Origin of the sequence: Terracoccus luteus, from assembly GCF_003635045.1 — a bacterium.
GTDB lineage: Bacteria > Actinomycetota > Actinomycetes > Actinomycetales > Dermatophilaceae > Terracoccus > Terracoccus luteus.
Map to the genome: position 1 here is coordinate 3,712,518 of NZ_RBXT01000001.1, position 23,282 is coordinate 3,735,799.

Consider the following 23,282-nt stretch of genomic DNA (forward strand, 5'->3'; position numbering starts at 1 on the left):
TGTCACCTCGAGAGGATCGGGGGCAGGAACAGGAGCATCCCCGACGACCACGTCACGTGCGTGATCATCGGGCCGAGGAAGCCGCCGGTGACACGGCGCTGCAGCGCGGTCACGAGGCCGATGAGGGCGCCGGCGAGCACGAGCAGCGGGATGCCGCTGCCGACGGTCGTCAGCGCGTAGAGCACCGTCGTCACGAGCACCTGGTGCCGGCGCAGGGCGGCGTAGAGGGCGCCGCGGAAGAACAGCTCCTCGACGATGCCGTTGACGAAGGTGATGGCGAGCACGATCGGGAAGGACCCGAAGCGGGCGTGGTCGAGCAGCTGCATGACCGGCTCGCGCAGGAAGGGGACCTGGGCCACGGCGAGGGAGCCGAGCAGGAAGATCGCGAGCAGCAGCACCCCGAGGGCGAGCGACTGCACGATGGGTCGCGCGGTGCGGTCGCCCCGGCGCGTGTGGCCCATGCCCGCGTGCAGCGGCCCGGAGACGAGGGCGCCGACGAGCCAGATGGCCGCGAGCACGATCGTCGCGACGTAGAAGCTGGGGTCGCCCGGCTCGATGCGCAGCGCCCAGGCGAGCACCGCGCTGCCGACGACGAAGGTCACGGCGACGACGACGCGCCGGCGGCGGAAGGTCTGGGGCGGGTCCCAGTGCCTGCGCTCGACCGGCTGGATGAGGGCGGCGGTGACGAAGGCGCGCAGCTCGGCGATGGGGCCGTTCTGGGTCATGTCCGTCCCGTCGCTTCCCTCGTGCGTCTCGTGCGTCTTGTACGTCCCGTGTGCGACGACCGTGGCGATGTCCCCCGGTCGGTCAGCGCCGAGCCCGTTCGTACCGGCTCAACGCCTCCTTGCGCTCCTCGTCGTGCTCGACGATGCGCGTCGGATAGTCGTGCTCGTACCCATCCTCGTGGTCCCAGGGCTCGTGCGCAGCCTTGCCCGGCAGGTGCGCGAGCTCGGGGACCCAGCGCCGCACGTACTCGCCGTCCGGGTCGAACTTCTTGCCCTGGGTGACGGGGTTGAAGACGCGGAAGTACGGCGAGGCGTCGGTGCCCGTCCCGGCCACCCACTGCCAGCCGTGGTTGTTTGACGAGAGGTCGCCGTCGAGCAGGTGGTCGAGGAAGTGGCGCGCCCCGACCGGCCACCACACGTGGAGGTCCTTGGTGAGGAAGCTCGCCGTGATCATGCGCAGCCGGTTGTGCATCCAGCCCAGCTCGAGCAGCTGGCGCATGCCGGCGTCGACGATGGGGTAGCCCGTCCGGCCGGCCTTCCACGCCTCGACCAGCTCGTCGGTGGCGGTGCCGGAGTCGTAGGCGAGACCGCCCAGCTCGGGGCGCAGGTCGTGCCACGCCGACTCGGGCTGGTGCCAGAGCACGTCGGCGTAGAACTCGCGCCAGATGATCTCGGTCTCGTAGGTCTCGACGTCCTGCGTCGGCACCCCCGTCACCGACGCCAGGTCGGCGAGCAGGGTGCGCGGGTGGATCTCGCCGTACTTGAGCGGCGCCGACAGCTTGCTGGTCGCATCGAGGTCGGGCCGCTCGCGACCGTCCTTGTAGCCCTCGAGGTCGTTCTCGAGGAAGGCCTTCCACCGCGTGCGGGCCGCCGCCTCGCCGGCCTCGATGTCGCCGACGTCCTTCGCCTCGGGCAGGTCGTCCGACCGGATGCCGTGGTGCCAGGGGATGCGTGTGGGCCGCTCGGCCGGCTCGGGCGCGCCGTGCCGGCGCCACGCCCGGCTGAAGGGGGTGAACACCTTGTAGGGGCTGTCGGAGCCGTTGACGATCGTGCCGGGCCCGATGGCGTACGGGCTGCCGGTGCGCACGAGCTCGCGGTGGTCGTCGGCGAGCGCCTTCTCGACCGCCTCGTCGCGCTCGCGGCCGTAGGGCGTCGTCTCCCGGCTGACGTGCACGGTGCGGGCGCCGGCCTGCTTCGCGACGCGGGCCACGACCTCGACCGGGTCGCCGCGGCGGATGACGAGGGTGTCCCGGGTGTCCTTGCCGAGCGCGGCGAGCGACGCGAGCAGCCGTTCGGACCGGGGCGTGCCGCGGCTCATGAGGTGCGGGTCGATGACGAAGAGGGGCAGCACCTCGTCGGCCGCCTCGATCGCGGCGAGCAGGGCGGGGTGGTCGTGCAGGCGCAGGTCGCGCCTGAACCACAGGATCGCGACGGTGCGGTCGTCGGCCATCGTCCTCGGTCCTCCTCACGTGCGGGGGCCACGGAATCGTCGACCGGGCCACCCGGCATCCGGGCTTCTCTACCCGGTGGTCGTACCCGATCGCTCCATGCGGATCTGCGCCACGTCGAGATAGCCCGTGGCGAAGCCGGCTTCGCAGTAGGCGAGGTAGAACTCCCACTTGCGGCGGAAGGTCTCGTCGAAGCCGAGCGCGGCGACCTGCGGCCACGCGGCGAGGAAGCGCTCACGCCAGCGACGCAGGGTCTCGGCGTAGTCGGTGCCGAAGGCGCGCACGTCGGTGACGCGCAGGGCGGTGTGCTCGCGGGTGGTGGCGTCGATGGCCTCGAGGCTCGGGATGAGCCCTCCGGGGAAGATGTGCTTCTGGATCCAGCCGTACGAGTGCTTCGTCGCCTGGAGCCGGTCGTGCGACATGAGGATCGACTGGACCGCCGCGATGCCTCCGGGCACGAGCCGCTCGTCGATGGTGCGGAAGTAGGTCGGCCAGTACTCCTCGCCGACCGCCTCGATCATCTCGACGCTGACGACGGCGTCGAAGCGGCCCTGCACCTCGCGGTAGTCCTGCACCCGGATGTCGACGAGGTCGTCGAGACCCGCGGCCCGCACCCGCTCGGCGGCCAGCGCCGCCTGCTCGCGCGAGAGCGTGACCGTCGTGACGTGGGCGCCCCGCCGGGCGGCCTCGATGGCGAGCGTGCCCCAGCCCGTGCCGATCTCGAGCACCCGGCTGCCGAGGGTGACCTTCGCCTGGTCGAGGATGCCGGCCACCTTGCGCAGCTGTGCGGCCTCGAGGTCCTGGGTCGTGACGGGGCCGGCCTCCGGCGAGCGGTCGAAGAGGGCCGAGCTGTAGCTGAGGGTCTCGTCGAGGAACAGCGCGAACATCTCGTTGCTGAGGTCGTAGTGCGCCTCGATGTTGCGCCGCGAGCCGAGCAGCGAGTTGCGGGTCGCCGTCGGGATGCGCCGGTCGACGAGCGCCCGGAGGGCGAGCAGCCCCGGCGGGACCGCCGTCGTCATCCGCTCCGCGAAGGGCCGGAGGACGTCGGCGAGGTCGGTGCCGGGCGCGGCGCGCCAGTCACCGGCCATGTAGGCCTCACCGATGCCGATCTTGGGGTGATGGGCCAGCCGCTCGAAGAGCGCCGTCGGGCGGACGACCTCGAGCACCGGTCGCCCCGTCGTGGCGGGCTCGCCGGTGAGGGTCGAGCCGTCGGGCAGGCGGACCTCGACCGGCACCCGTCGGGCCACCGACGCGAGGATGCCGCGGGCCACCCGGGCGCGCAGGCACAGCACCCGCAGGGCCGGGCGCCGCAGGCACAGCGGCTGCGTGACGGGGGTGGGGGCACTGGTGGTCATCGGACCGCCTCCTCGGGATGGGTCGGACGGGGGAGCACCGGCAGCCGGCGGAGCCAGAGGCGGACGCCGTGCAGCCGGATGAGCGCGCTGACGCGCTGGGTCATGAGGCCGTGGCGGCGCACGGCCGCGGCCAGCGCGTGTCTCGTGGCGGGCGTCGGCACGCCGGTCGTCACGGCGTCGACGACGCGCTCGCCCTCGCGGTCGAGGTGCACGCCGACGGTGACGCGCTCGGACCCGAGGGTGAGCGCGACCCGGTAGGTGCCCGTGACGTCGTTGAAGGGTGAGACGTAGAAGGCCTTGTCGACGCTGGTCTCACCGGCGGAGTCGGGGTCGAGCAGGTAGGCGTGGCGCTCGCCGTACGTGTTGTGCACCTCGAAGACGACGGCGACCACCTCGCCGGTCGGGCGCAGGCACCAGAAGACGGTGAGCGGGTCAAAGACGTGCCCGAGCACGCGGGCGTTGGCGAGCATGACGACCCGGTCGTCAGGGCCGAGGACGCGACCACGGGCGGCGAGGAAGCGTTCGACGTCACCGCGCAGCCCGCCGCCGAGCCGGCCGCGGTCGAGGTGGTCACGCGCGTCGAAGCGGGCGAACAGGCTGTGCGGGAACGGCATCCGCGGCAGGTCGTCGACGTCGACGAGCCACTGGTAGGTCGCGTGGGTGAAGCGGTGCACGAGCGGGCGGCGTCGGGTGTGCGTCACGGTGCCGTCGACGAGGGCGGGCAGCGGCGGGAGCGCGACCCGGGCGCTCACCACGTCACCCCGAGCGAGGCGGCGGCCTCGACACCGGAACGGCAGCCGTCCTCGTGGAAGCCCCACCCGAGGTGCGCGCCGGCGAAGGCGAGGCGGTCGCCACCGGCACCGCGCAGGCGGGCCGCGGCGGCGACGGCGTCGGTCGTGAAGACGGGGTGCTCGTAGCTCATGCGCGCGATGACGGTCGAGGGGTCGACGTGGCCGGCGGCGTTGAGGGTGACGACGTGGTCGTCGGTCGCGGTCCCGTCGCCGTCGGCCCCGAGACCGTGCAGCCGGTCCATCCAGTAGCTGACGAGCACCTCGGGGGCGGGGGCCGCGCAGGCCTGCATGCGGTAGTTCCACGACGCGCGGGCGCGAGGGGCGCGGGGTAGCACCGACGCGTCGCGGTGCAGCCAGGTCTCGTTGCGCGAGTAGCGGATCGCGCCGAGGTCGCGCTTCTCGTCGGGGGTGGCGTCGACGAGCAGCTCGAGCGCCTGGTCGGCGTGCGTGGCGACGACCGCCCGGTCGAAGGTGGCGGCGCTGCCGTCGGCACTGCGGACGTCGACCCCGTCGTCGTGGCGCGTCACGGCCTCGACGCGGCTGCTGCGGCGCACGTCGGGCAGCCGGGCCGCGAGGCGCTCGACGTAGGTCGCCGACCCGCCGGTGACGGTGCGCCACTGCGGCGAGCCGGTGACGGTGAGCATGCCGTGGTGCTCGAGGAAGGCGAAGAGGTGGCGGGCCGGGTACGAGCGCGCGTCGAGGTCGCCGCACGACCACACGCACGAGACGAGGGGCACGGCGAAGTGCCGGACGAAGTACGGCGAGAAGCGGTTCTCCGTGAGGAACTCGCCCCACGTCGGGTCGGGGCCCATGGCACCCGCGTCGTGGCCGGCATCCGCAGTGGTCGTCTCGCTCGTGGGCTCGCCCGCGAGGACGCGGCGGGCGGCGCGGTGGAAGCGGGGCACCTCGGTGAGCAGGCGCACGAAGCGGGGGTCGGCGACCCGCCGCGGCTGGGCGAACATCGCGGCGAGGCCTCGGCCGCCGGCGTACTCGAGACCGCAGCCGGCGCACGAGATGCTCATGCTCATCTCGGTCGGCTGCGTCTGCACCCCGAGCTCGGCGAAGAGGCGCAGCAGGTGCGGGTAGGTGCGCTCGTTGTGCACGATGAAGCCGCTGTCGATGCGCAGGGCGCGGCCGTGGTCGTCGACGTCGTGGGTGTGCGCGTGCCCGCCCAGACGGGCGTCGGCCTCGTACAGGGTGACGTCGTGCGTGCGTGAGAGCACGTGCGCCGCGGTGAGCCCGGAGACGCCGGCGCCGACGACGGCCGCGGTGGGCCGGGCGGCTCGTGACGGCTGGGTCACGGTTACCTCCTCCGGGGTGGTGTGTGGACGGCCGGGGTTCGGTAGGCGACAGCCGACGGATTGGAGGATAGGGCCGGGACAAAGCGGACGCGCGGTGAGTGCCGCCGAGGATGCCGGTCGGCGCGGCGCCGCGGGTGTCGCCCGGGTCACGCCTCGGCGCGTTGTTCGCACGGGTCCGTCGCCGTATCGTGATTGTCGAGAGTGTGTAGAGGGTTTGCAGAAGGGCTGCGTCGTCGGCGCGGCCGGGCGGTCACCAAGACGCGCACGCACCGACGGGGTATGTCAGACGGGTCCCCGGTGGTGTGGTCGGGCGACGCCCAGGAACGACGGGGATGAGATGTACACGATCAAGCGAGCGGCAGAGCTGACCGGCATCAGCGTGGCGACCCTGCGCGCGTGGGAGCGGCGCTACGGCGTCGTGGCCCCGGTGCGGTCCGACGGCGGGTACCGCCTCTACGGCCCCCAGGACGTGCGGGCGCTCGCGATCATGAACTCCCTCGTCAACGAGGGCTGGTCGGCCAAGGAGGCCGCCAAGGAGACGCTGGACCGTCTCTCGCGCGACAGCTTCACGACCGACGGCCCGTGGGAGCCCGGCCTGCCCCCGGCGCTGCCCGGCTCGCACCTGACCCTCATGCCGCCGCCCGAGGGCGCCGAGGCGCTCGTCGAGGCGGCCCGTCGGCTCGACGGGAGCGCGGCGGCCCAGGTGCTCGACGCCAGGTTCGCGCTCGGCAGCTTCGAGTCGGTCGTCGACGACTGGCTCATGCCCGCGCTCGGGCGGGTCGGCGAGGCGTGGGCCCAGGGAACCGTCACCGTGGCCGGCGAGCACCTGGTGTCGTACGCCGTGCAACGCCGGCTCGCCGCCGCGTACGAGGCGGCGGCGAACCTGCCGGGCGGCCCGGTCGTCGTCATCGGCCTCGCGCCGGGCGTCCACCACGAGCTCGGGCTGCTCGCCTTCGCGGTGGCGGCACGGCGGGCGGGGTTCTCGACGGTCTACGTCGGGGCCGACCTCCCGGCCGACGACTGGGTCGAGATCGTCCGCGCCCGCAGCGCGGTCGCGGACGTCATGGCGGTGCCGCGCGACATCGACGTCGAGCCGACCCGCGCCATCGTCGAGCGCCTGCGCGCCAGCACGCCCGGGCTCGTCGTCGGCATGGGTGGTCGCCAACAGGGTGCGATCCCCGGCTGCGTGCACCTCGGTCACGGCATCGGACAGGGTGTCGGAGAGCTGGCCCGCCGGCTGCGCATCCCGGCGTGACCCGTGCCGTGACCCGTGCCGGGACACGCACCCGGGTGCTCGTGCTCGGTGGCACGGGCGAGGCGCGCGAGCTCGCCGCCCGCCTGACGGCGGACAGGGTCCCGGTCGTCTCGAGCCTCGCCGGCCGGGTGTCGAGGCCGGCCCTGCCCGAGGGCGACGTGCGGGTCGGTGGCTTCGGGGGCGTCGACGGGCTGGCGACCTACCTCGGTGACGAGACGGTGACACACGTCGTCGACGCGACGCACCCCTTCGCCGATCGCATCAGCGCCAACGCGGCGGCCGCCTGTGCCCTGGCCGGCGTGCCGGTCGTGCGGCTGCAGCGGCCCGGCTGGACCCGGCATCCGCTCGCCTCGTCGTTCTCGTGGGTCGACTCCGTCGACGCGGCGCGCGAGGCGACCGACGGTTTCGTTCGGCCGTTCGTCACCACGGGCCGCCAGCAGCTGCAGTCGTTCTCGTCGTGGGACGACCGGTTCGTGCTCGTCCGCGTCGTCGAGCCGCCGGGGTGGGACGTCCCCGCCTCGTGGGAGGTGCGGCAGGCGCGCGGGCCCTTCGGTCTCGACGAGGAACTCGACCTCATGCGCTCGCGGCGGGTCGACGCGCTGCTGACGAAGGACTCCGGCGGCGCCCTGACCGAGCCCAAGCTGCGGGCTGCGCACGGGCTCGGGATGGAGGTGGTCGTCGTGCGGCGGCCCCCGGTGCCAGACGGGCTCGAGGTCGTCGAGACCGTCGACGAGGCCCACGACTGGGTGAACGCCTGAGGCGCGAGGACAGACCGGCCTGTTCTTCAGTCCTGCTCGACCTGGGAGCGCGCACCGCGCTCGACGCCCGATGTCATGTCGCGGGTCATGTCGCGGTTTCGGGTGTGTGCACCCCACTCCGCGCGACATGACCTGCGACGTGACCTGGGCCGGGCGCGCGTGACCGGTCAGGTCCGGGGGCCGCGGCGCTCGACCAGCGACGCGACGAGTGCCGCGACGGCGAGGGAGGCGAGCCCGACCCGGGTGGCGAGGCGCCGGGACGGGTCGATGTCGCGGGCGGTGGCGGCGGGTCCGCGACCGAGCACGCCGCGGTTCTCGACGCGCCCGTCGTAGACGTTGGTGCCGCCGATCGACACCCCGAGGATGCCGGCGAAGGCACCCTCGACGACGCCGCCGTTGGGGCTGGGGTGGGCCGGTGCGTCACGCCGCACGACGTCCATCGCCTCGCCGCGGCTGCCGCTGCCGAGCCCGGTCCCGAAAGCGACGGCGGCCACGCCGGCCACCCGGGCCGGCACCCAGTTGACGACGTCGTCGAGCCGGGCCGCGGCCCAGCCGAAGCGCAGGTACCGGGGCGACCGGTGGCCGACCATGGCGTCGAGCGTGTTCACGGCGCGGTACGCCAGCAGCCCCGGCAGGCCGAGCGCCCCGCCCCAGAGCAGGGGGGCGGTGACGGCGTCCGACGTGTTCTCGGCCAACGACTCGATGCACGCGCGGGCCACCCCGTCGGCGTCGAGCCGTGAGGGGTCGCGCCCGACGAGGTTGCGCACCTGCCGCCGGGCCGCGCCGAGGTCGCCGGCGCCGAGCTGGGCCGAGATGGTGCCCGCCTCACGGTCGAGCGACCGCCCGCCGAGCGCGGCCCACGTCACGGCCGCGGTCGCCGCCGTGTGAAGCACCGGATGCCGTTGGAGCCGACCCTCGGCGACCGTGCCGACCGCGGCCAGCGGCGCCACGAGGGCCAGCACGTGCACGACTCCGGCGACGCGTGCGTCGCGGTACACGACCTTCTCGACGGCCGCTGCAGCAGAGCCGAACCCGGCGACCGGGTGCCACCGACGCGGGTCGCCGAGCGCACGGTCGAGCAGCCAGCCCGCCAGCAGGCCCAGCGCGCGGCTCACGCCAGCACGTCGAGGGCGGCCACGTCGCCGACGACGACCACGGCGGGGGCCCCGAGCCCGGCCGCGGCGCTGGCCGCGGCGATCTCGGCGAGCGGGGCCCGCACGGTGCGCATGCTCGGCAGACCGGCATCCGCCACGACCGCCGCGGGGGTGTCGGCGGCGCGGCCGTGCGCGACGAGCTCGGCGGCGACCGCGGGCAGCGTGGCCACCCCCATGAGCACGACGACCGTCGTGCCCGACCGGGCGATACCGCCCCAGTCGAGGGTGCTGCGCGGGTCGCCCGGTGGCACGTGCGCGCTGACCACGGTGAAACCCTGCACGAGGGTGCGGTGCGTCACGGGGATGCCGGCCAGCGAGGGCGCGGCGACGCTCGACGAGACACCGGGCACGACGCTGACGGGTACCCCGGCGACGGCGCACGCCTCCGCCTCCTCGCCGCCCCGGCCGAAGACGAAGTTGTCGCCGCCCTTGAGGCGGCACACCGCCCGACCGGCGAGGGCGTGCTCGACGATGACGGCGTTGATGCGCTCCTGCGAGGTCGACTCACCCCGCGGGATCTTGCCGACGTCGACGACGACCGCGTCGGGCCGGGCCTGCCCCAGCACGGCCAGCGGGGCGAGGCGGTCGTGCACGACGACGTCGGCGGTGCGCACCGAGTCGAGGCCGGCCACGGTGATGAGGCCGGGGTGACCGGGCCCGCCCCCGACGAGGGTCACCGTCCCGGGGGTCGGCCGCCCGGCCTCCCCGCCGGGGGAACGGCCGGGCGCGGTGTCACGCACTCGACCGTCGGGCGCGTCGTCCGTCGCGCCGGAGCGGGCCCGGATGACGACGTCGTGGTGTTCCGGCTCGCCGGGCTGGCCGGGCTGGTCGACCTCGACGAGGGTGACGAGACCGCGCTCGACGAGGTCGGTCACCGACGTCGGCAGCGGTACACCGGGGGCGGGGCGCAGGGCCACCAGTGCGCCGTCGCGGCGCAGCGCGTCGATGGTCGCCGCGGTCCGGTCGTCCACCCCGTCGAGCAGGACGCGGCGGCCCCGGAAGCTGAGGTCAAGCGGCACGGTGGCTCCCCAGGGTGGAGTGGAGCGCGGAGACGAAGCGCCGCGACGTGTTCTCGTCTCGCACGGCGACCCGGAGGTGGGCGGGCAGCAGGCCGGGGAAGGTCTCGCCCCGGCGGACGGCGAAACCCAGATTGGCCAACGCCTTTCGCCGGCTGTGCGCACCGGCCGCGGAGGTGTCGAGCAGCACGAAGGGAGCCACCGACGGCGCGGCGGGCCGGATGCCGAGCCGCGCGAGCTCGGTGACGAGCACCGCCCGTCGGGCGTCGAGCTGTCGGGCCCCGCGGTCGGCCTCGGCCACGGCCTCGTCACTCAGGCAGGCCACGGTGGCGGCGAGGGCCGGCCCCGAGACCGCCCACGGCGGCTGTACCGCGCGCAGCGAGGCGACGAGCTCGGGGTCGCCGACGACGTAACCGGCCCGGAGCCCGGCCAACCCCCACGTCTTGGTGAGCGACCGCACGACGAGCAGCCCCTGCAGCGACGCGCCGGGGGTGAGCAGGGTCTCCGGCTCACCGGGGACGGCGTCCATGAAGGCCTCGTCGACGACGAGGGTGCGGCCCGGCCGGGTGAGTGACCGGAGTGCCCCTGCCTCGTGCAGCACCCCGGTGGGGTTGGTCGGGTTGCCCACGACGACGAGGTCCGAGTCCCTGTGGTTGCGCTCGAACGTCCCTGTCGTGAAAGCGAACCCATCGTCCTGCACCAGCACGTGACGCAGGGGCCGGTGACCGGCCGCCCGGAGGGCCGCCTCCGGCTCGGTGAACTGGGGGTGCACGACCACCGGCCGGCGCACCCCGAGCCCGCGGGCGACGAGGGTGAAGGCCTCGGCACCTCCGGCCGTGGGCAGCACGCACGCGGGGTCGACGCCGTGACGGGCGGCGATGGCGGCCACCGCCGCGGTGTCGTCGGGGTAGGCGCCGAGACCTGACAGCGAGTCGACGAGCACGTCGCGCAGCCACGCCGGCGGGGTCGTCAGGCGCACGTTGACGGCGAGGTCGACCAGCCCGTCGCCGAGGTCGCGGTCGCCGTGGTGGTGCAGGTCGTGCTCGTCGCCCGCGTCGTACGCGTCGTGCGGGTGTCGCATCACGAGGTCACCGCCGCAGCGACCGGTCGCCGTGCGTGCTCGTGCACCGCGGTCGCGAACCGCGCTGCAAGAGCGGGGTGCCCGGCCCAGTGCGTGTGCAGGTAGGAGGCGTGCACGGTGGCCCGCCCGGTCCCCGCCGGGTCGAGCGCGAGACCGTCGGGGATGCCGTCAAGCCGCCACCCGGGGGAGGGCTCACCGGCGGCCCGGGAGAGGGCCGTCACCGTGGTGCGGTGGAACTCGTGACCGGTGACGCGCTGCCCGTCGACGGCGACCACCGAGTCGGTCACCGAGACCGCCGTGCGGTAGCCGAGGGTGAGCCGCGGCCCCATCGCCGCCGACAGGGGCAGGGCACCGACCATCGGCACGCCGTCGACGGTGCGACAGAGGTAGAGCATGCCGGCGCACTCGGCCACGGTCGGCATCCCGCCGGCCACCGCGCGCGAGATCGACTGCCGCATCGACCCGTTCGACGACAGTGACTCGGCGTGCACCTCGGGGAAGCCGCCGCCGAGGTAGAGGCCGGCGGTCCCCGGCGGCAGGGCCTCGTCGTCAAGTGGGTCGAACACGACCGGGTCGAGGCCGGCGGCTCGCATCAGCTCGTCGGTCTCGGTGTAGCGGAACGTGAACGACCGGCCGCCGGCGACGGCCACGACGGGCCGCGGGCGGGTGGGGCCCGCCGCGTACCCGGCTGAGCTGATTGCGGCGGCCGGGCTCCACGGCATCCCGCCGAGTGGTGGGGCGGCGTGGGCGACGGCGAGCAGCGCGGCGAGGTCGACGTGCTCGGCGACGCGCTCGGCGAGGTGGTCGACGGTGGCGGCGGCCTCGGCACGCTCCTGGGCGGGGACGAGACCGAGGTGGCGCGAGGGTGCCTCGATGCCGGCGTCACGCGGGAGCACGCCGAGCACGGGCACGCCGGTCGCCTCGAGCGCCGACCGCACCTCACGGGTGTGCCGGGCGCTGGCCGCCTTGTTGAGCACCACCCCGGCGACGTGGAGGCCGGGCTCGAACGTGGCCAGCCCGTGCACGATGGCGGCGGCGGTGCGGGAGAGGTGGCTGACGTCGACGACGACGACGACGGGGCTGCGGGTCAGGGAGGCGACGTGCGCGGTCGAGGCGAAGCCGTCGTGGTCGATGCGCCCGTCGAAGAGGCCCATGACCCCCTCGATGACGGCGACGTCGGTCGGCCCGTGCGCGGCGGCGCCGTGCAGCAGCAACGGTGTGACGAGCGACTCGGAGGTGAGGAAGGGGTCGAGGTTGCGGCCGGGCCGGCCGGTCGCGAGCGAGTGGTACCCCGGGTCGATGAAGTCGGGGCCGACCTTGAACCCGCCGACGGCCAGGCCCTCGCGGCGCAGTGCGGCCATGATCCCGGTGGCGACCGTCGTCTTGCCGTGACCCGACGCCGGGGCGGTGACGACGAGGCGGGGCAGGTGGGTCACCACTCGATCCCCCTCTGCCCCTTCTGGCCGGCGTCGAACGGGTGCTTGACCTTGGTCATCTCGGTCACGAGGTCGGCGAGCTCGAGAACGGCTGCAGGACAACGACGCCCGGTGATGACGACGTGCTGCTGACCCGTCCGTGACCGCAGGGTCTCGACGACGTCGTCGACGTCGACCCAGCCCCATGCCATCGGGTAGGTGAACTCGTCGAGCACGTAGAGGCCGTGCGTCTCGGCGGCGATCCTGCGCTTGATCTCGGCCCAGCCCTCGCGCGCCTCGTCGGCGTGGTCGGCCTCGCTGCCCTCCTTGCGCGACCACGACCAGCCGGCGCCCATCTTGTGCCACTCCATCGGCCCACCGGTACCCCGCTCGCGGTGCAGCTCGCCGAGGGTCTCGACGGCGGTCTGCTCGCCGATGCGCCACTTCGCGCTCTTGACGAACTGGAACACGCCGACCGACCAGCCCTGGTTCCACCCGCGCAGGGCGAGCCCGAAGGCGGCCGTCGACTTCCCCTTGCCGTCGCCCGTGTGCACGATGACGAGCGGCCGGTTGCGCCGCTGCCGTGTCGTCAGACCGTCCTCGGGGGTCGTCTGTACCTGCCCCTGCATCAGGCGGCCCGTCCGCGCGACGCCTCGACGATCGTCGACGCGGCGAGCTCGCCCACGGGCAGGTGCTCGGCGCCGAGCTGGGCGGCGAGCCGGCCGGCGAGACCGAGACGGAAGCGGCCCGACTCGCAGTCGACGACGACGCTGTCGACACCCTCGTCGGCGAGGGCTCGGGCCACGAGGGCGCTTCGTTCGAGCGGTGACGCGCCGGCGGTGGCCCGGCCGTCGGTGACGACGACGAGCAGCGGTCGGCGCCTGGGGTCGCGGATCCGCTCCAGCCGCAACGTCTCCCGCGCGACGAGGAGCCCTTCGGCGAGCGGGGTGCGACCTCCGTGGGGGAGGTCCTGCAGGCGGCGGGCGGCGACGTCGACCGAGCCGGTCGGTGGCAGCACGAGCTGCGCGCCCTCGCCGCGGAACGTCACGAGACCCACCTTGTCGCGGCGCTGGTAGGCGTCGAGCAGCAGGGACAGGACCGCCGTCTTGACCGCCTCCATCCGCCGCCGGGCCGCCATCGACCCCGAGGCGTCGACGCACAGCAGCACGAGGTTCGACTCGCGGCCCTCGGTGAGCGTGCGTCGGACGTCAGAGCGCTCGAGCAGCACCCGCTCGGGGCCGCGCCGCCCACGCGTGCGCTGGTGCGGTGCGGCCGCCCGCACCGTCGCGGCGAGGTGCACCCGACCGGATGCCGCGGTGCTGGCACCGATCGCGGCCCCGGTCGAGGTGACGGCCCGGCTGCGACGGCCGGCGGCGCCCTGACCCACGCCCTTCGCGACGAGCAGCCGCGCGCGGGTCGGTGTCCCCGCACCGGCGGTGCCCACGGTGGCGGATGCCGTGCCGGTCCCGTCACCGGTGTCGCCGGTGTCGCCGGTGCGGTCGGCCCTCCCCACGTCGGTGGCCTGGTCCTGCCCGGGTGACTCGTCGGTGGCGCGGGCCGGCTCGGGCTGCCGCGGAGGCGTCGCCCCGGACGAGTCGTCGGCGGAGCGGGTGTCAGAGCCCCGGTCGGTGGGCTCTGCCCCGTCGCCCGGCCCGCCGTCGCCGTCCTGCGCGTCGGGGCGCTCGGTGCCGTCGGGGTCGGTGTCGTCGGGTCCGTCGGGCTCGGGCTCGTCGTCGCCGAGGACGCGGTCGAGCAGCTCCTCGTCGAGGCCCGGCGCGTCGAACGGGTTGCGACGGCGCCGGTGGGGCAGGGCCAGCCGGGCGGCGGCCCGGACGTCGTCCTTGGTGACGCGGTCGCGCCCGGCCCAGGCGGCGTGCGCCATGGCCGCACGCGCGGTGACGATGTCGGCCCGCAGCCCGTCGACCTCGAAGGCGGCGCACACCTCCGCGACGGTCGTCAGCATCGCGTCGGAGAGCTCGACCTCGCCGAGGCGTGACCGCGCGTCGGCGATGCGGTCGCGCACGGCATCCTGCTCGTCGGAGAAGCGGGCGGTGAAGGAGGCGGGGGAGGCGTCGAAGGCGAGGCGACGGCGCACGACCTCGGCCCGGAGGGCGGGCTCACGCGGTGCGGCCACCTCGACGGTGAGGCCGAAGCGGTCGAGCAGCTGCGGTCGCAGCTCGCCCTCCTCCGGGTTCATCGTGCCGACGAGGACGAGGCTCGCGGCGTGCGAGACCGAGACGCCGTCGCGCTCGACGGTGTTGCGGCCCATGGCCGCCGCGTCGAGCAGGAGGTCGACGAGGTGGTCGTGCAGCAGGTTGACCTCGTCGACGTAGAGGATGCCGCGGTTCGCGGCGGCGAGCAGGCCGGGCTCGTAGGCCGTGACGCCGCGCCCGAGGGCCGCCTCGAGGTCGAGGGAGCCGGTCACCCGGTCGTCGGTGGCACCCACCGGCAGCTCCACGAGGCGGGCGGGCCGGGTCGCCCACGCGGCGTCGGGCCGGTGCGGCCCGTCGGGGCACGTGGGGTCGGCGGCCTCGGGGTCGCAGCCGAAACGGCATCCGGTGACGACGTGCTGGTCGGGCATGACGTCGGCGAGGCCACGGACGGCGGTCGACTTGGCCGTCCCCTTCTCACCGCGCACGAGCACGCCGCCGATGGCCGGTGAGACGGCGCTGAGCGTCAGCGCCAGGGAGAGGTCGTCGCTGCCGACGACGGCGCTGAACGGGAAGACCGCCGGACGCGCCGTGGTCGCGCGCGCAGGGTCGGGTGAGGGGTGGGTCATCGGAGCCTCCTGCGGGTGCCTCGCCCGCGTGGGTTCTGACCGGGCCCGATGGGGCTCGGCCGGCGGCGGGAGATGTCCTGGCTTCCACCCGGGGGTGGTTCACAGTGGCGGGACCGCTCCGGACTCTCACCGGATTCCTCTCCTGTCGCCGCTCGCAGTCTGCCAGACGGGCGACGAAGCCGCCCCCCGGTGGGCACTAGGGTCGGCCGCGTGAGCGACGGGGAGCAGCCGGTGGACGTCGTCGGTGTCGGCGTGGACGGCTGGGCCGCCCTGTCGGGCCGGGCGCGGGCGCTGCTCGACACCGCCGAGGTCGTCGTGGGCGGCCGCCGCCATCTCGAGGGGCTCGTGGTCGGCGCCGGGCAGCAGCTCGTGACGTGGCCGTCGCCGATGCTCGACGACCTGCCCCGACTGGTCCGGACGTGGGAGGGCCGGCGCGTCGTCGTGCTCGCGAGCGGCGACCCCCTCGTGAGCGGCGTGGGCACCACGCTCGTCGGCCTGCTCGGGGCCGAGCGGGTGCGGGTGCACCCCGCGGTGTCGTCGGTCTCGCTGGCCCGGGCGCGCCTCGGCTGGTCGGCCGAGGGCTCGGATGCCGTGACGCTCGTCGGGCGCGACGTCGACCGTCTGCGCCGTGACCTCTCACCGCGGGCGCGGTTGGTGCTGCTGGTGTCCGGGGCCGAGACGCCGCGGAACGTGAGCCGCCTGCTCGTCGAGGAGGGCTACGGCGACAGCGTCGTGACGGTGCTCGGCTACCTCGGTGGGGTGGACGAGACGCGGGTGGAGGGACCGGCCTCGGAGTTGTCCACGTCGTGGGACGCAGGTCTCACCCCTCGGCTGTACGTCCTGGGGGTGGAGTGTCGGCCGGCGGCCGGTGCGTCGGTGTCACCCGCGGTGGTGCCGGGCCTGCCCGACGAGTCGTTCGAGCACGACGGGCAGCTGACGAAGCGGCTGGTGCGGGCGGCGGCCCTCGCGCACCTCGCACCGCGGCCCGGTGACGTCATGTGGGACCTCGGCGCCGGGGCGGGGTCGGTCGGCATCGAGTTCGCCCGCGCCCACCCGCTCAACGAGGTGCACGCCGTCGAGCGCGACCCGGTGCGTGCGGAGCGCATCGGACGCAACGCCCGCCGACTGGGCGTCCCTGCGCTCCGGGTCGTGACGGCATCCGCCCTGTCGGCCATCGACACGCTGCCGCCCCCTGACGCCGTCTTCGTCGGCGGCGGCGCCGACGCCGAGGTGGTCGAGCGCACGTGGTCGGCGTTGCGGCCCGGCGGGCGGCTGGTCGTGCACGCCGTGACGGTCGAGACCGAGCTGGTGCTGCACGCGGCTCGTCGTGCCCACGGCGGGTCGCTGGTGCGGCTGTCGGTCGAGGAGGTCGGTGACCTCGGGTCGTTCACCGGGTGGTCGCCGGCGCGGGCGATCGTGCAGTGGAGCACGAGCAAGCCGTGGGGGCAGTGGGATCCGAGCGGGGCGACGGAGGGGGCAGGGACGTGACGGTGCACTTCATCGGCGCCGGTCCGGGCGCCGCCGACCTGCTGACGCTGCGGGCGGTGCGGCTCATCTCGCAGTCGCCGGTGTGTCTCTACGCCGGCACGTACCTCGACGAGGCGGTGCTCTCGCACGCTTCGGCCGGGGCGCAGCTCGTCGACACCCAGCACCTCGACCTCGACGCCATCGTCGAGCACTGCGTGCGGGCGCACGAGGCCGGGCACGACGTGGCTCGGCTGTGCTCCGGCGACCCGTCGCTCTACTCGGCCGTCGCGGAGCAGGCGCGCCGACTCGACCGCGCCGGTGTGCCGTGGGACGTCACGCCGGGGGTGCCGGCCTACGCCGCCGCGGCCGCGCTCGTGGGCCGCGAGCTGACGGTGCCGGAGGTGGCACAGTCCGTCGTGCTGACCCGGGTGCACGCAGGCTCGACGCGGATGCCCGACGGCGAGAGCCTCGAGCACTTCGCGGCGTCCGGTGCGACGTTGGCGGTGCACCTCGGCATCCGCCGGGCCCGCGAGATCGCCGAGCGCCTGACGCCGTTCTACGGGTCCGACTGCCCGGTCGTCGTGGTGGCCGAGGCCGAGCAGCCCGGCCAGGTCGTGCTGCGCGGCCGGTTGGCCGACATCGGCGACCAGGTCGAGGCGGCGGGGCTGCGCCAGGCCGCGGTCATCCTCGTCGGTCCGGCGCTCGACACGGGCGGCTTCACCGAGTCTCACCTCTACGGCACCCGCCTGCGCGACCCCCGCTGACCCGGTCTGGTTCAGGTTTGCCGCTGCTGGGGCGACGAAGAACCTCCACGGGGCATGCTTCGGTCGTGAAGGGTTCGGGTCTTAGGAGGGCCCGAACCCTTCACGACCTCCACCGGTTTGTGCCCCTCCACCGCGGTCCGGCCGTGGCAGCATGTCGTGATGTCGTATGACCTCGCAGTGTGGAACGGGCCACGACCCGCCTCGGCAGCCGAGGCCGGCGTCGAGTACGAACGCCGCATGGAGGCTCTGTACGCCTCGCTCTCCGACTCGGCGGGGCGCACGCCCCCGAGCGCGCCCATCAGGGCCTTCGTCGACGCGGTGGTGGCCCGCTTCCCCGAGCTCGACATGGACTCGGGGCCCGAATGTCCGTGGGCAAGTGCGCCACTCATCGACGAGGCCGTCGGAGACATCATCTACTTCCCGATGACCTACTCGGGTGCAGAGTTCGCCCGCGACCCGGTCGCCGAGGTCGCAGCCTCCCTCGGACTGGTCTGCTACGACCCGCAGGCCGAGCAGCTGTTGCCCGAAGTGGCTGCGTCCCAGTCCGAGCAGCCGTCGCCCGAACCGAGGGAGACGCAGCCGACGGCTGGATGGTGGCGCCGCATCCTCGGCCGCGACTGACGCGACGGACCTGCACCTCCACGGCCTCACGGTGCGGCCAGCCAAACGGCTGGACCGGGGCGGTGGAGGGTTTGCGTCGTCCTGGCGACGAGGACCCTCCACGGGGGTCGGGCGCGTGGTCAGGCGGGGACGAAGCGCGGCGTCCAGACCTGACCGGTCGGGGTGACCCGGGTGCCGGTCGCGCCGGCGATGACGAGGCGCCACCTGTCGATGGATGCCGGGATGACGAGCTTGAACGATGTACCCCCGTGCCGGACGGTCCCGGGCCGACACCGCTTCGGCCGACAGATGCGTGACTTTGGTCAGTGCCTTGTAGAAAGTGGCGTGGTGTTCCTAGGGTGGCGGTCACGCCGAGCAGCTCACCCCGTCCGGCGCCAACGGTAAGGGCGCCGTCCTCAGCGGAGGCTCTGACCCTGTCCGCGCGGCCACGGTCGCGCGCAAGCGAAGGAGACACGTTGAACAGCACCCACAGCCGCCGAGCCCTCCTGGGCGGAGGCGCAGGAGCCGCCGCCGCCGGTGCTCTCGGCCTCGTGCTCAACCCCACCTCGGCCTCGGCCAGTCCGCTGGCCGCCGACCGCACCCCGAACACCGTCCCTCCGAGCCGCGTCGGTCTGCAGCTGTGGACCGTCCGCACGCTCATCGGTGCCGACTACGCCAACCTGGAGCTCGTGTTCGAGGCCGTCCACGACGCGGGCGTGCGCGAGCTGGAGCTCGCCGGCACCTACTACGACAAGACCACCCCCGAGCTGAAGCGGATCGCCGAGGCCCATGGCCTGCGCATCACGAGCAACCACTTCGGTCCCCGGGCGGTCGACCTGCCCAACCCGTGGCTCAGCTACGAGGGCCGCATGCAGATCTTCCAGGAGGCGCAGAGCCTGGGCCGGTTCCCCTACGTCGGGACGGGCAGCACGTTCGGCTTCGACGGGGCCGACGACGGTGTCGAGGGCTACAAGCGCCTGGCCGAGGCGTTCAACGTCGCAGGCGAGCACGCGGTCAAGGAGGGCTTCAAGGGCTTCTTCTTCCACAACCACGACCGCGAGTTCGCCCTCGTCGACGGCCGTCCGCTCTTCCACACGCTGCTCGAGAACACCGACCCGCGGCACGTCAGCTTCGAGGTCGACCTCGGCTGGGTGGCCGTCGCCGGCGAGGACCCGTACTACTGGGTGCGCCGCTACGGCGACCGGTTCATCGCCTTCCATGTCAAGGACGTCACGTGGGACCCCAACGGCAACCGCACCGCCGCGGTGGGAACCCGGGCGGCGGGGCAGAAGTACCGCTTCGCAGACCTCGGCAAAGGCGACATCCCGTGGACCCGGACGTTCTCGGCCATCAAGGACCTGCGCAACTACCGCTACTTCCTCGAGCACGACGACGCCGGTGACGCCGCCCTCAACCCCGCCGGTTCGCTGAACACGGTGTGGCGAGGCTGCAGCACCCTCGAGGGGATCGACACGTCCAGGCGTCGCTGAGTCCCGCCCGTGGAGGGTTTGCGTCGTCCTGGCGGCGAGGACCCTCCACGGGGGTCGGGCGCGTGGTCAGGCGGGGACGAAGCGCGGCGTCCAGACCTGACCGGTCGGGGTGACCCGAGTGCCGGTCGCGCCGACGATGACGAGGCACAGCATGTCGATGGATGCCGGGTCGAGCCCTCCCAGCGTCGTGACCGTCAGCGACTCCTGGGCCCGGCCGACGTCCCGGCCGACGACGACGACCGTGTCGGCGGGTCGTACCTCGAGGAGCACCTCGCGCGCCCGGGCGATCTGCGTGGTGCGTGAGCGGGAAGCCGGGTTGTACAGCGCGAGAACGAGATCGGCCTCGGCGGCTGACCGCAGCCGCTGCTCCACGACCGCCCACGGCTTGAGCCGGTCCGACAGTGACATGACGGCGAAGTCGCCACCGAGAGGGGCACCGGCGCGGGCCGCGACCGCCTGGGCCGCCGAGACCCCGGGGAGCACCCGGATGCCGACGTGGCGGCGGCCCGGCGCCTCGGGCGCCTCCGCGGCCTCGAACACCGCTGCCGCCATGCCGAACACGCCGGCGTCACCGCCGGACACGACGGCCACCCGCTCGCCACGGGCGGCGAGGTCGAGGGCGAGCCCGGCGCGGTCGACCTCGACGGTGTTGCCCGACGCGTGCCGGGTCAGCCCCTCACGCTGCGGCACCCGGGCGACGTAGGGGGCGTAGCCGACGACGTGGTCGACGTCGGCCAGCGCCTGTGCCACCTCGGGGGTCAGCCACCGGTCGGGCCCCGGGCCCAGCCCGACCACGACCACCTCACCCGCAGCACTCACCGATTCGTCAGTGACACAGTCAATCTCGCTGTCAGCACCAGCCCCCGGCGCGAGGTCGGCCGACGCGGCGGCCCGCCCCGCGGCATCCGCCCGCTTGTCGCGACCGGGCACGACGACCATCGACATGTACGGCACCGTCGAGGCGTCCACGTCGGCCACGGCCAGCACCCGCTCGTGCTCGCTGCTGGCGCGCTCGACGTAGCGGGCGTCGTCGAGCCGACCCGCCTGCCGCAGCGCCTCGCGGACGTTCTCGAACGTGCGTCCGAGCTTCATGACGACGGCGGCCTCGGTGTCGGCGAGGCGACGGGCGAGCTCGGGCACGGGCAGCGTCCCGGGCAGGATCGTCAGGACGTCCTCGTGCCGGCACAGGCCGGTGGCCACGGCGGCCGCCGAGCCGCTCACCGACGTCACCCCGGGGACGACGGCGCTGTCGTACCGGGACGACAGACGGTCGTGCAGGTACATGTACGTGCCGTAGAAGAGCGGGTCGCCCTCGGCGAGCACGACGACGTCGCGGCCGGCGTCGAGGTGGGCGGCGAGGCGCGCGGCCGACTCGTCGTAGAAGTCGGCCATGAGCCCGTGGTAGCCGAGGGGGTGGTCGGTGGCGCCCGTGGTGACCGGGTAGACGAGCAGCTCCTCGATCACACCGTCGCCGAAGTACGAGGCGGCGATGCGCCGGGCGATGGAGTCGCCCCGCGTGCCGCTGTGGAACGCGACGACGTCGGCGGCGCCGATGAGGCGCGCCGCCTTGACGGTGACGAGCTCGGGGTCGCCGGGCCCGACGCCGACGCCGCGCAGGCGACCGGGGGCCACCGCGCTCACAGCTCGTCCTCGCGTGCGAGGGCGTTGACGGCCGACGCCGCGAGGGCGGAGCCACCGCGCCGTCCGTGCACGACGAGCCACGGGATGTCGTACGGGTTCTCGGCGAGAGCGTTCTTCGACTCGGCCGACCCGATGAAGCCGACGGGGATGCCGACGACGGCGGCCGGCCGCGGCCCGCCGTCGGCGACGGTCTCGAGCAGGTGGAACAGCGCGGTCGGGGCGTTGCCGATGGCGACGACCGCGCCCTCGAGCCGCTCGTCCCACAGCGACACCGCGGCGGCCGACCGGGTCGTGCCCCAGTCGCGGGCGAGGTGCGGCACGCGGCCGTCGCGCAGCGTGCAGACGACGTCGTTGTCGCGCGGCAGACGTGCCCGGGTGATGCCCGACGCGATCATCTGGGCGTCGGCGAAGATCGGCGCACCGCCCTGCAGAGCGGCCCGAGCGGACGCGACGAGTCGCGGATGCACCGCGATGTGCTCGGTCAGGTCGACGTCGCCACTGGCATGGACCATCCGCACCGCGACGACGCGGGCATCCTCGGGCAGGTGGTCGAGTCGGGCCTCCGACCGGATCGTCGCGAACGAGCGGCGGTAGATCTCCTGTCCGTCGCGCACATAGTCGTAGCGAGGGGTGGGCGGGGCCAGCGTCGGGCGGACCTCGGTCGTCATGGGCGTTCCTGTCGGGTGGCGGATGCCGGTGGGCGGGCCGGGTGCGTCGCACCCGTCGTCGGGGTGGCGGGATCGGCGGTCGGGGCGGCTGTGGGGTAGGTGCGGGCGGAGGCGTCGGCACGGCGGACGATGGCCAGCGCCTCGTCGAGCGAGCCGGGCGCCAGCACGTCGACGAACGGCGTCGACGGCGTGCCGCACCGTCGCTCACAGCCGCTGACGTGGACGGGCCGGGCGGTGCGGTCGGCGCCGGGTCGGCCCGGGGCGGGGGCAGATTCGAGATTGGGGGCCAGCTGACTCGCCATGGCCCGCGTGTCGATCGCCGAGCGGCGGCAGCCGGGCAGCCCGGTGCAGGCGTGCAGTCTGGCCCACGGCGACCCCGCGTCCACGACGAGACCGGCCTCGCTCAGGTCGGTCAGGCCGCCGGCCCCGTCGACCACGACGAGCGAGCGCCAGGGCGTGACGAGGACGTGGTCGGTGACCCGGGCCAAGCCAGCGACGTGGCCCCGCGTCAGCAGCCCGAGCGGTACCCCGACGACGGCGTGGGGGCCGACGGCACCGAGGGGCCGGTGCGCCACGTGGGAGACCGTGGCCTGATGGCTCGACGCTGTGGGTGCCGGGCCCAGCGGTGACGCGAGCTCGTCGACGTGCCAGACGCTTTCGCCGCGCGCGCGGCGCGTGACGAACTCCTCGGCCAGCTCGACCAGCATCGGTACGACGCGCTCGAGCGGTAGCCGCCAGCCCCGACCGGACGACCCGGCCGTGACCACCGCCGCACCATCCGGGAGGGCGACCACGCCGAGGTCGGACGCCTCCCCGGCGACGTCGCCACGGCCGTCGTCGACGCAGAAGAGGAAGCGCCCGCCCAGGTCGGACAGCGCGGGGGTGGCGCACAGGGCACGGTCCAAGGTGACGACCAGGGGGCGCACGTCGGCGTGTCCGCGGCCGTCGAGGCCCGAGAGCGGCGAGGCGACGACGTTGCGCACGAGCTCGTGGGTCGTCGACGGCAGCAGCCCGGCCTCGCGCACGACTGCGACGGCCTCCGGGGGCAGCGGGTCGGGTAGACCGCGCAGCTGCAGCGCCGCACGCGACGTCAGCTGGATCGACGGATCCGGTTGCCCTGCAACGAGGTCGAGCAGTCGGGCCAGTCCGGTCACGCTGACCGGTCGGCCGGCCGGACGCAGCCGGACGAGTGAGCCGTCGGCGGCCGCGAAGGGCCGCCCGACGCCCGGGCAGACGTCGGCGGTCACCCGCGCAGGAGTCGTCGAGGCCGTCACGCGGCACATGGTAGGCCCGACCCGAGCGCGCCCCCACCCGCGCGGGCGGCCCTCGAGACGGCGCCACCCGGCATCCGCCATGCCGTCGGGAGGCCACGTCCCGACACCCTCCCGACCGTCGGGAGGCCACGTCGCGACACCCCGGCCTGGGCGCCCGTGGGCTCCGGCGCGCCACCCGCCCGGGCACCGGCTAGGGTGGGCGCACGCTGTCGACCCAGGAACCCGGTGCGAGTCCGGGACGGTCCCGCCACTGTGAACCGACGCCCGTGAGGGCCCGGTGAGTCAGGAACTGCCGACAGC

General features: G+C 74.4%; 20 protein-coding genes and 2 riboswitches. Of the genes, 6 read left to right on the plus strand and 14 right to left on the minus strand.

Annotated elements, in window-relative coordinates; all coding sequences use genetic code 11:
• Positions 1–2: 2 nt before the first annotated feature.
• The 5 genes from DFJ68_RS16705 to DFJ68_RS16725 all read right to left on the minus strand — a co-directional run bounded on the left by DFJ68_RS16705 (position 3) and on the right by DFJ68_RS16725 (position 5,620).
• Positions 3–725, minus strand: a complete 723-nt coding sequence (locus DFJ68_RS16705) for a CPBP family intramembrane glutamic endopeptidase (RefSeq protein ID WP_121034703.1) — start codon at positions 723–725, stop codon at positions 3–5.
• Positions 726–807: 82 nt separating this feature from the next.
• A complete protein-coding gene (locus DFJ68_RS16710) occupies positions 808–2,175 on the minus strand; it encodes a cryptochrome/photolyase family protein (RefSeq protein WP_121034704.1) in 1,368 nt (455 codons plus the stop codon).
• Positions 2,176–2,244: 69 nt separating this feature from the next.
• Entirely contained in the window at positions 2,245–3,528 is a 1,284-nt protein-coding gene (locus tag DFJ68_RS16715; RefSeq protein ID WP_121034705.1) for an SAM-dependent methyltransferase, read from the minus strand.
• A complete protein-coding gene (locus DFJ68_RS16720) occupies positions 3,525–4,280 on the minus strand; it encodes a DUF1365 domain-containing protein (RefSeq protein WP_245963711.1) in 756 nt (251 codons plus the stop codon). Before DFJ68_RS16720 ends, DFJ68_RS16715 begins: the two co-directional genes overlap by 4 nt.
• Positions 4,277–5,620 (minus strand): NAD(P)/FAD-dependent oxidoreductase, encoded by a 1,344-nt coding sequence (locus DFJ68_RS16725; protein ID WP_121034706.1) that lies wholly within the window; start codon positions 5,618–5,620, stop codon positions 4,277–4,279. Before DFJ68_RS16725 ends, DFJ68_RS16720 begins: the two co-directional genes overlap by 4 nt.
• A 337-nt stretch (positions 5,621–5,957) precedes the next feature.
• Here DFJ68_RS16725 and DFJ68_RS16730 point away from each other — a divergent pair, with 337 nt between their 5' ends.
• Positions 5,958–6,875 carry a MerR family transcriptional regulator gene (locus tag DFJ68_RS16730; RefSeq protein WP_121034707.1) on the plus strand — a complete coding sequence of 306 codons (918 nt, stop codon included), beginning with the start codon at positions 5,958–5,960 and terminating at the stop codon, positions 6,873–6,875.
• Positions 6,872–7,633: a cobalt-precorrin-6A reductase gene (locus DFJ68_RS16735; protein WP_245963712.1), complete on the plus strand. Its 762-nt coding sequence runs from the start codon at positions 6,872–6,874 to the stop codon at positions 7,631–7,633. The genes DFJ68_RS16730 and DFJ68_RS16735 overlap by 4 nt, the downstream gene beginning before the upstream one ends.
• Before the next feature lie 167 nt (positions 7,634–7,800).
• Here DFJ68_RS16735 and DFJ68_RS16740 read toward each other — a convergent pair whose 3' ends face one another.
• Genes DFJ68_RS16740 through DFJ68_RS16760 form a run of 6 tightly spaced genes read right to left on the minus strand, consistent with a single transcriptional unit; the run spans position 7,801 to position 15,078 of the window.
• Positions 7,801–8,748, minus strand: coding sequence for a cobalamin biosynthesis protein (locus DFJ68_RS16740; RefSeq protein ID WP_121034708.1), 948 nt, complete (start codon positions 8,746–8,748; stop codon positions 7,801–7,803).
• Positions 8,745–9,806, minus strand: a complete 1,062-nt coding sequence (cobA, locus tag DFJ68_RS16745; RefSeq protein WP_121034709.1) for a uroporphyrinogen-III C-methyltransferase — start codon at positions 9,804–9,806, stop codon at positions 8,745–8,747. Before cobA ends, DFJ68_RS16740 begins: the two co-directional genes overlap by 4 nt.
• Positions 9,796–10,884, minus strand: coding sequence for an Rv2231c family histidinol phosphate aminotransferase CobC (gene cobC / locus DFJ68_RS18875; RefSeq protein ID WP_121034710.1), 1,089 nt, complete (start codon positions 10,882–10,884; stop codon positions 9,796–9,798). The genes cobA and cobC overlap by 11 nt, the downstream gene beginning before the upstream one ends.
• Entirely contained in the window at positions 10,884–12,320 is a 1,437-nt protein-coding gene (locus DFJ68_RS18880) for a cobyrinic acid a,c-diamide synthase CobB (protein WP_245963713.1), read from the minus strand. The genes cobC and DFJ68_RS18880 overlap by 1 nt, the downstream gene beginning before the upstream one ends.
• On the minus strand, positions 12,317–12,928 hold the full coding sequence (gene cobO, locus DFJ68_RS18560; protein WP_211333407.1) for a cob(I)yrinic acid a,c-diamide adenosyltransferase: 612 nt from the start codon (positions 12,926–12,928) through the stop codon (positions 12,317–12,319). The genes DFJ68_RS18880 and cobO overlap by 4 nt, the downstream gene beginning before the upstream one ends.
• Positions 12,928–15,078: a VWA domain-containing protein gene (locus tag DFJ68_RS16760; RefSeq protein WP_121034712.1), complete on the minus strand. Its 2,151-nt coding sequence runs from the start codon at positions 15,076–15,078 to the stop codon at positions 12,928–12,930. Before DFJ68_RS16760 ends, cobO begins: the two co-directional genes overlap by 1 nt.
• 73 nt (positions 15,079–15,151) lie before the next feature.
• Positions 15,152–15,215, minus strand: a riboswitch (cobalamin riboswitch).
• 73 nt (positions 15,216–15,288) lie between these two features.
• Between DFJ68_RS16760 and cbiE the strand changes: the two genes are divergently transcribed.
• The 4 genes from cbiE to DFJ68_RS16780 all read left to right on the plus strand — a co-directional run bounded on the left by cbiE (position 15,289) and on the right by DFJ68_RS16780 (position 19,399).
• Positions 15,289–16,566, plus strand: a complete 1,278-nt coding sequence (cbiE, locus tag DFJ68_RS16765) for a precorrin-6y C5,15-methyltransferase (decarboxylating) subunit CbiE (RefSeq protein WP_121034713.1) — start codon at positions 15,289–15,291, stop codon at positions 16,564–16,566.
• Complete coding sequence (locus DFJ68_RS16770) at positions 16,563–17,309, plus strand: cobalt-precorrin-4/precorrin-4 C(11)-methyltransferase (RefSeq protein ID WP_121034714.1); 747 nt, start codon at positions 16,563–16,565, stop codon at positions 17,307–17,309. The genes cbiE and DFJ68_RS16770 overlap by 4 nt, the downstream gene beginning before the upstream one ends.
• A gap of 237 nt (positions 17,310–17,546) precedes the next feature.
• Positions 17,547–17,930: a hypothetical protein gene (locus DFJ68_RS16775; protein ID WP_121034715.1), complete on the plus strand. Its 384-nt coding sequence runs from the start codon at positions 17,547–17,549 to the stop codon at positions 17,928–17,930.
• 455 nt (positions 17,931–18,385) lie between these two features.
• Positions 18,386–19,399: a sugar phosphate isomerase/epimerase family protein gene (locus DFJ68_RS16780; protein ID WP_170165811.1), complete on the plus strand. Its 1,014-nt coding sequence runs from the start codon at positions 18,386–18,388 to the stop codon at positions 19,397–19,399.
• A gap of 66 nt (positions 19,400–19,465) precedes the next feature.
• On the opposite strand, the gene DFJ68_RS16785 is transcribed toward DFJ68_RS16780, so the two are convergent.
• From DFJ68_RS16785 to DFJ68_RS16795, 3 genes are read right to left on the minus strand one after another with little or no spacing between them, the layout of a single operon-like run.
• Complete coding sequence (locus tag DFJ68_RS16785; protein ID WP_121034717.1) at positions 19,466–21,040, minus strand: precorrin-2 C(20)-methyltransferase; 1,575 nt, start codon at positions 21,038–21,040, stop codon at positions 19,466–19,468.
• Positions 21,037–21,708 (minus strand): precorrin-8X methylmutase, encoded by a 672-nt coding sequence (locus DFJ68_RS16790; protein ID WP_121034718.1) that lies wholly within the window; start codon positions 21,706–21,708, stop codon positions 21,037–21,039. The genes DFJ68_RS16785 and DFJ68_RS16790 overlap by 4 nt, the downstream gene beginning before the upstream one ends.
• Positions 21,705–22,982, minus strand: coding sequence for a precorrin-3B synthase (locus tag DFJ68_RS16795; protein ID WP_211333408.1), 1,278 nt, complete (start codon positions 22,980–22,982; stop codon positions 21,705–21,707). The genes DFJ68_RS16790 and DFJ68_RS16795 overlap by 4 nt, the downstream gene beginning before the upstream one ends.
• 215 nt (positions 22,983–23,197) lie before the next feature.
• A riboswitch (cobalamin riboswitch) is annotated at positions 23,198–23,274 on the plus strand.
• Positions 23,275–23,282 lie beyond the last annotated feature (8 nt).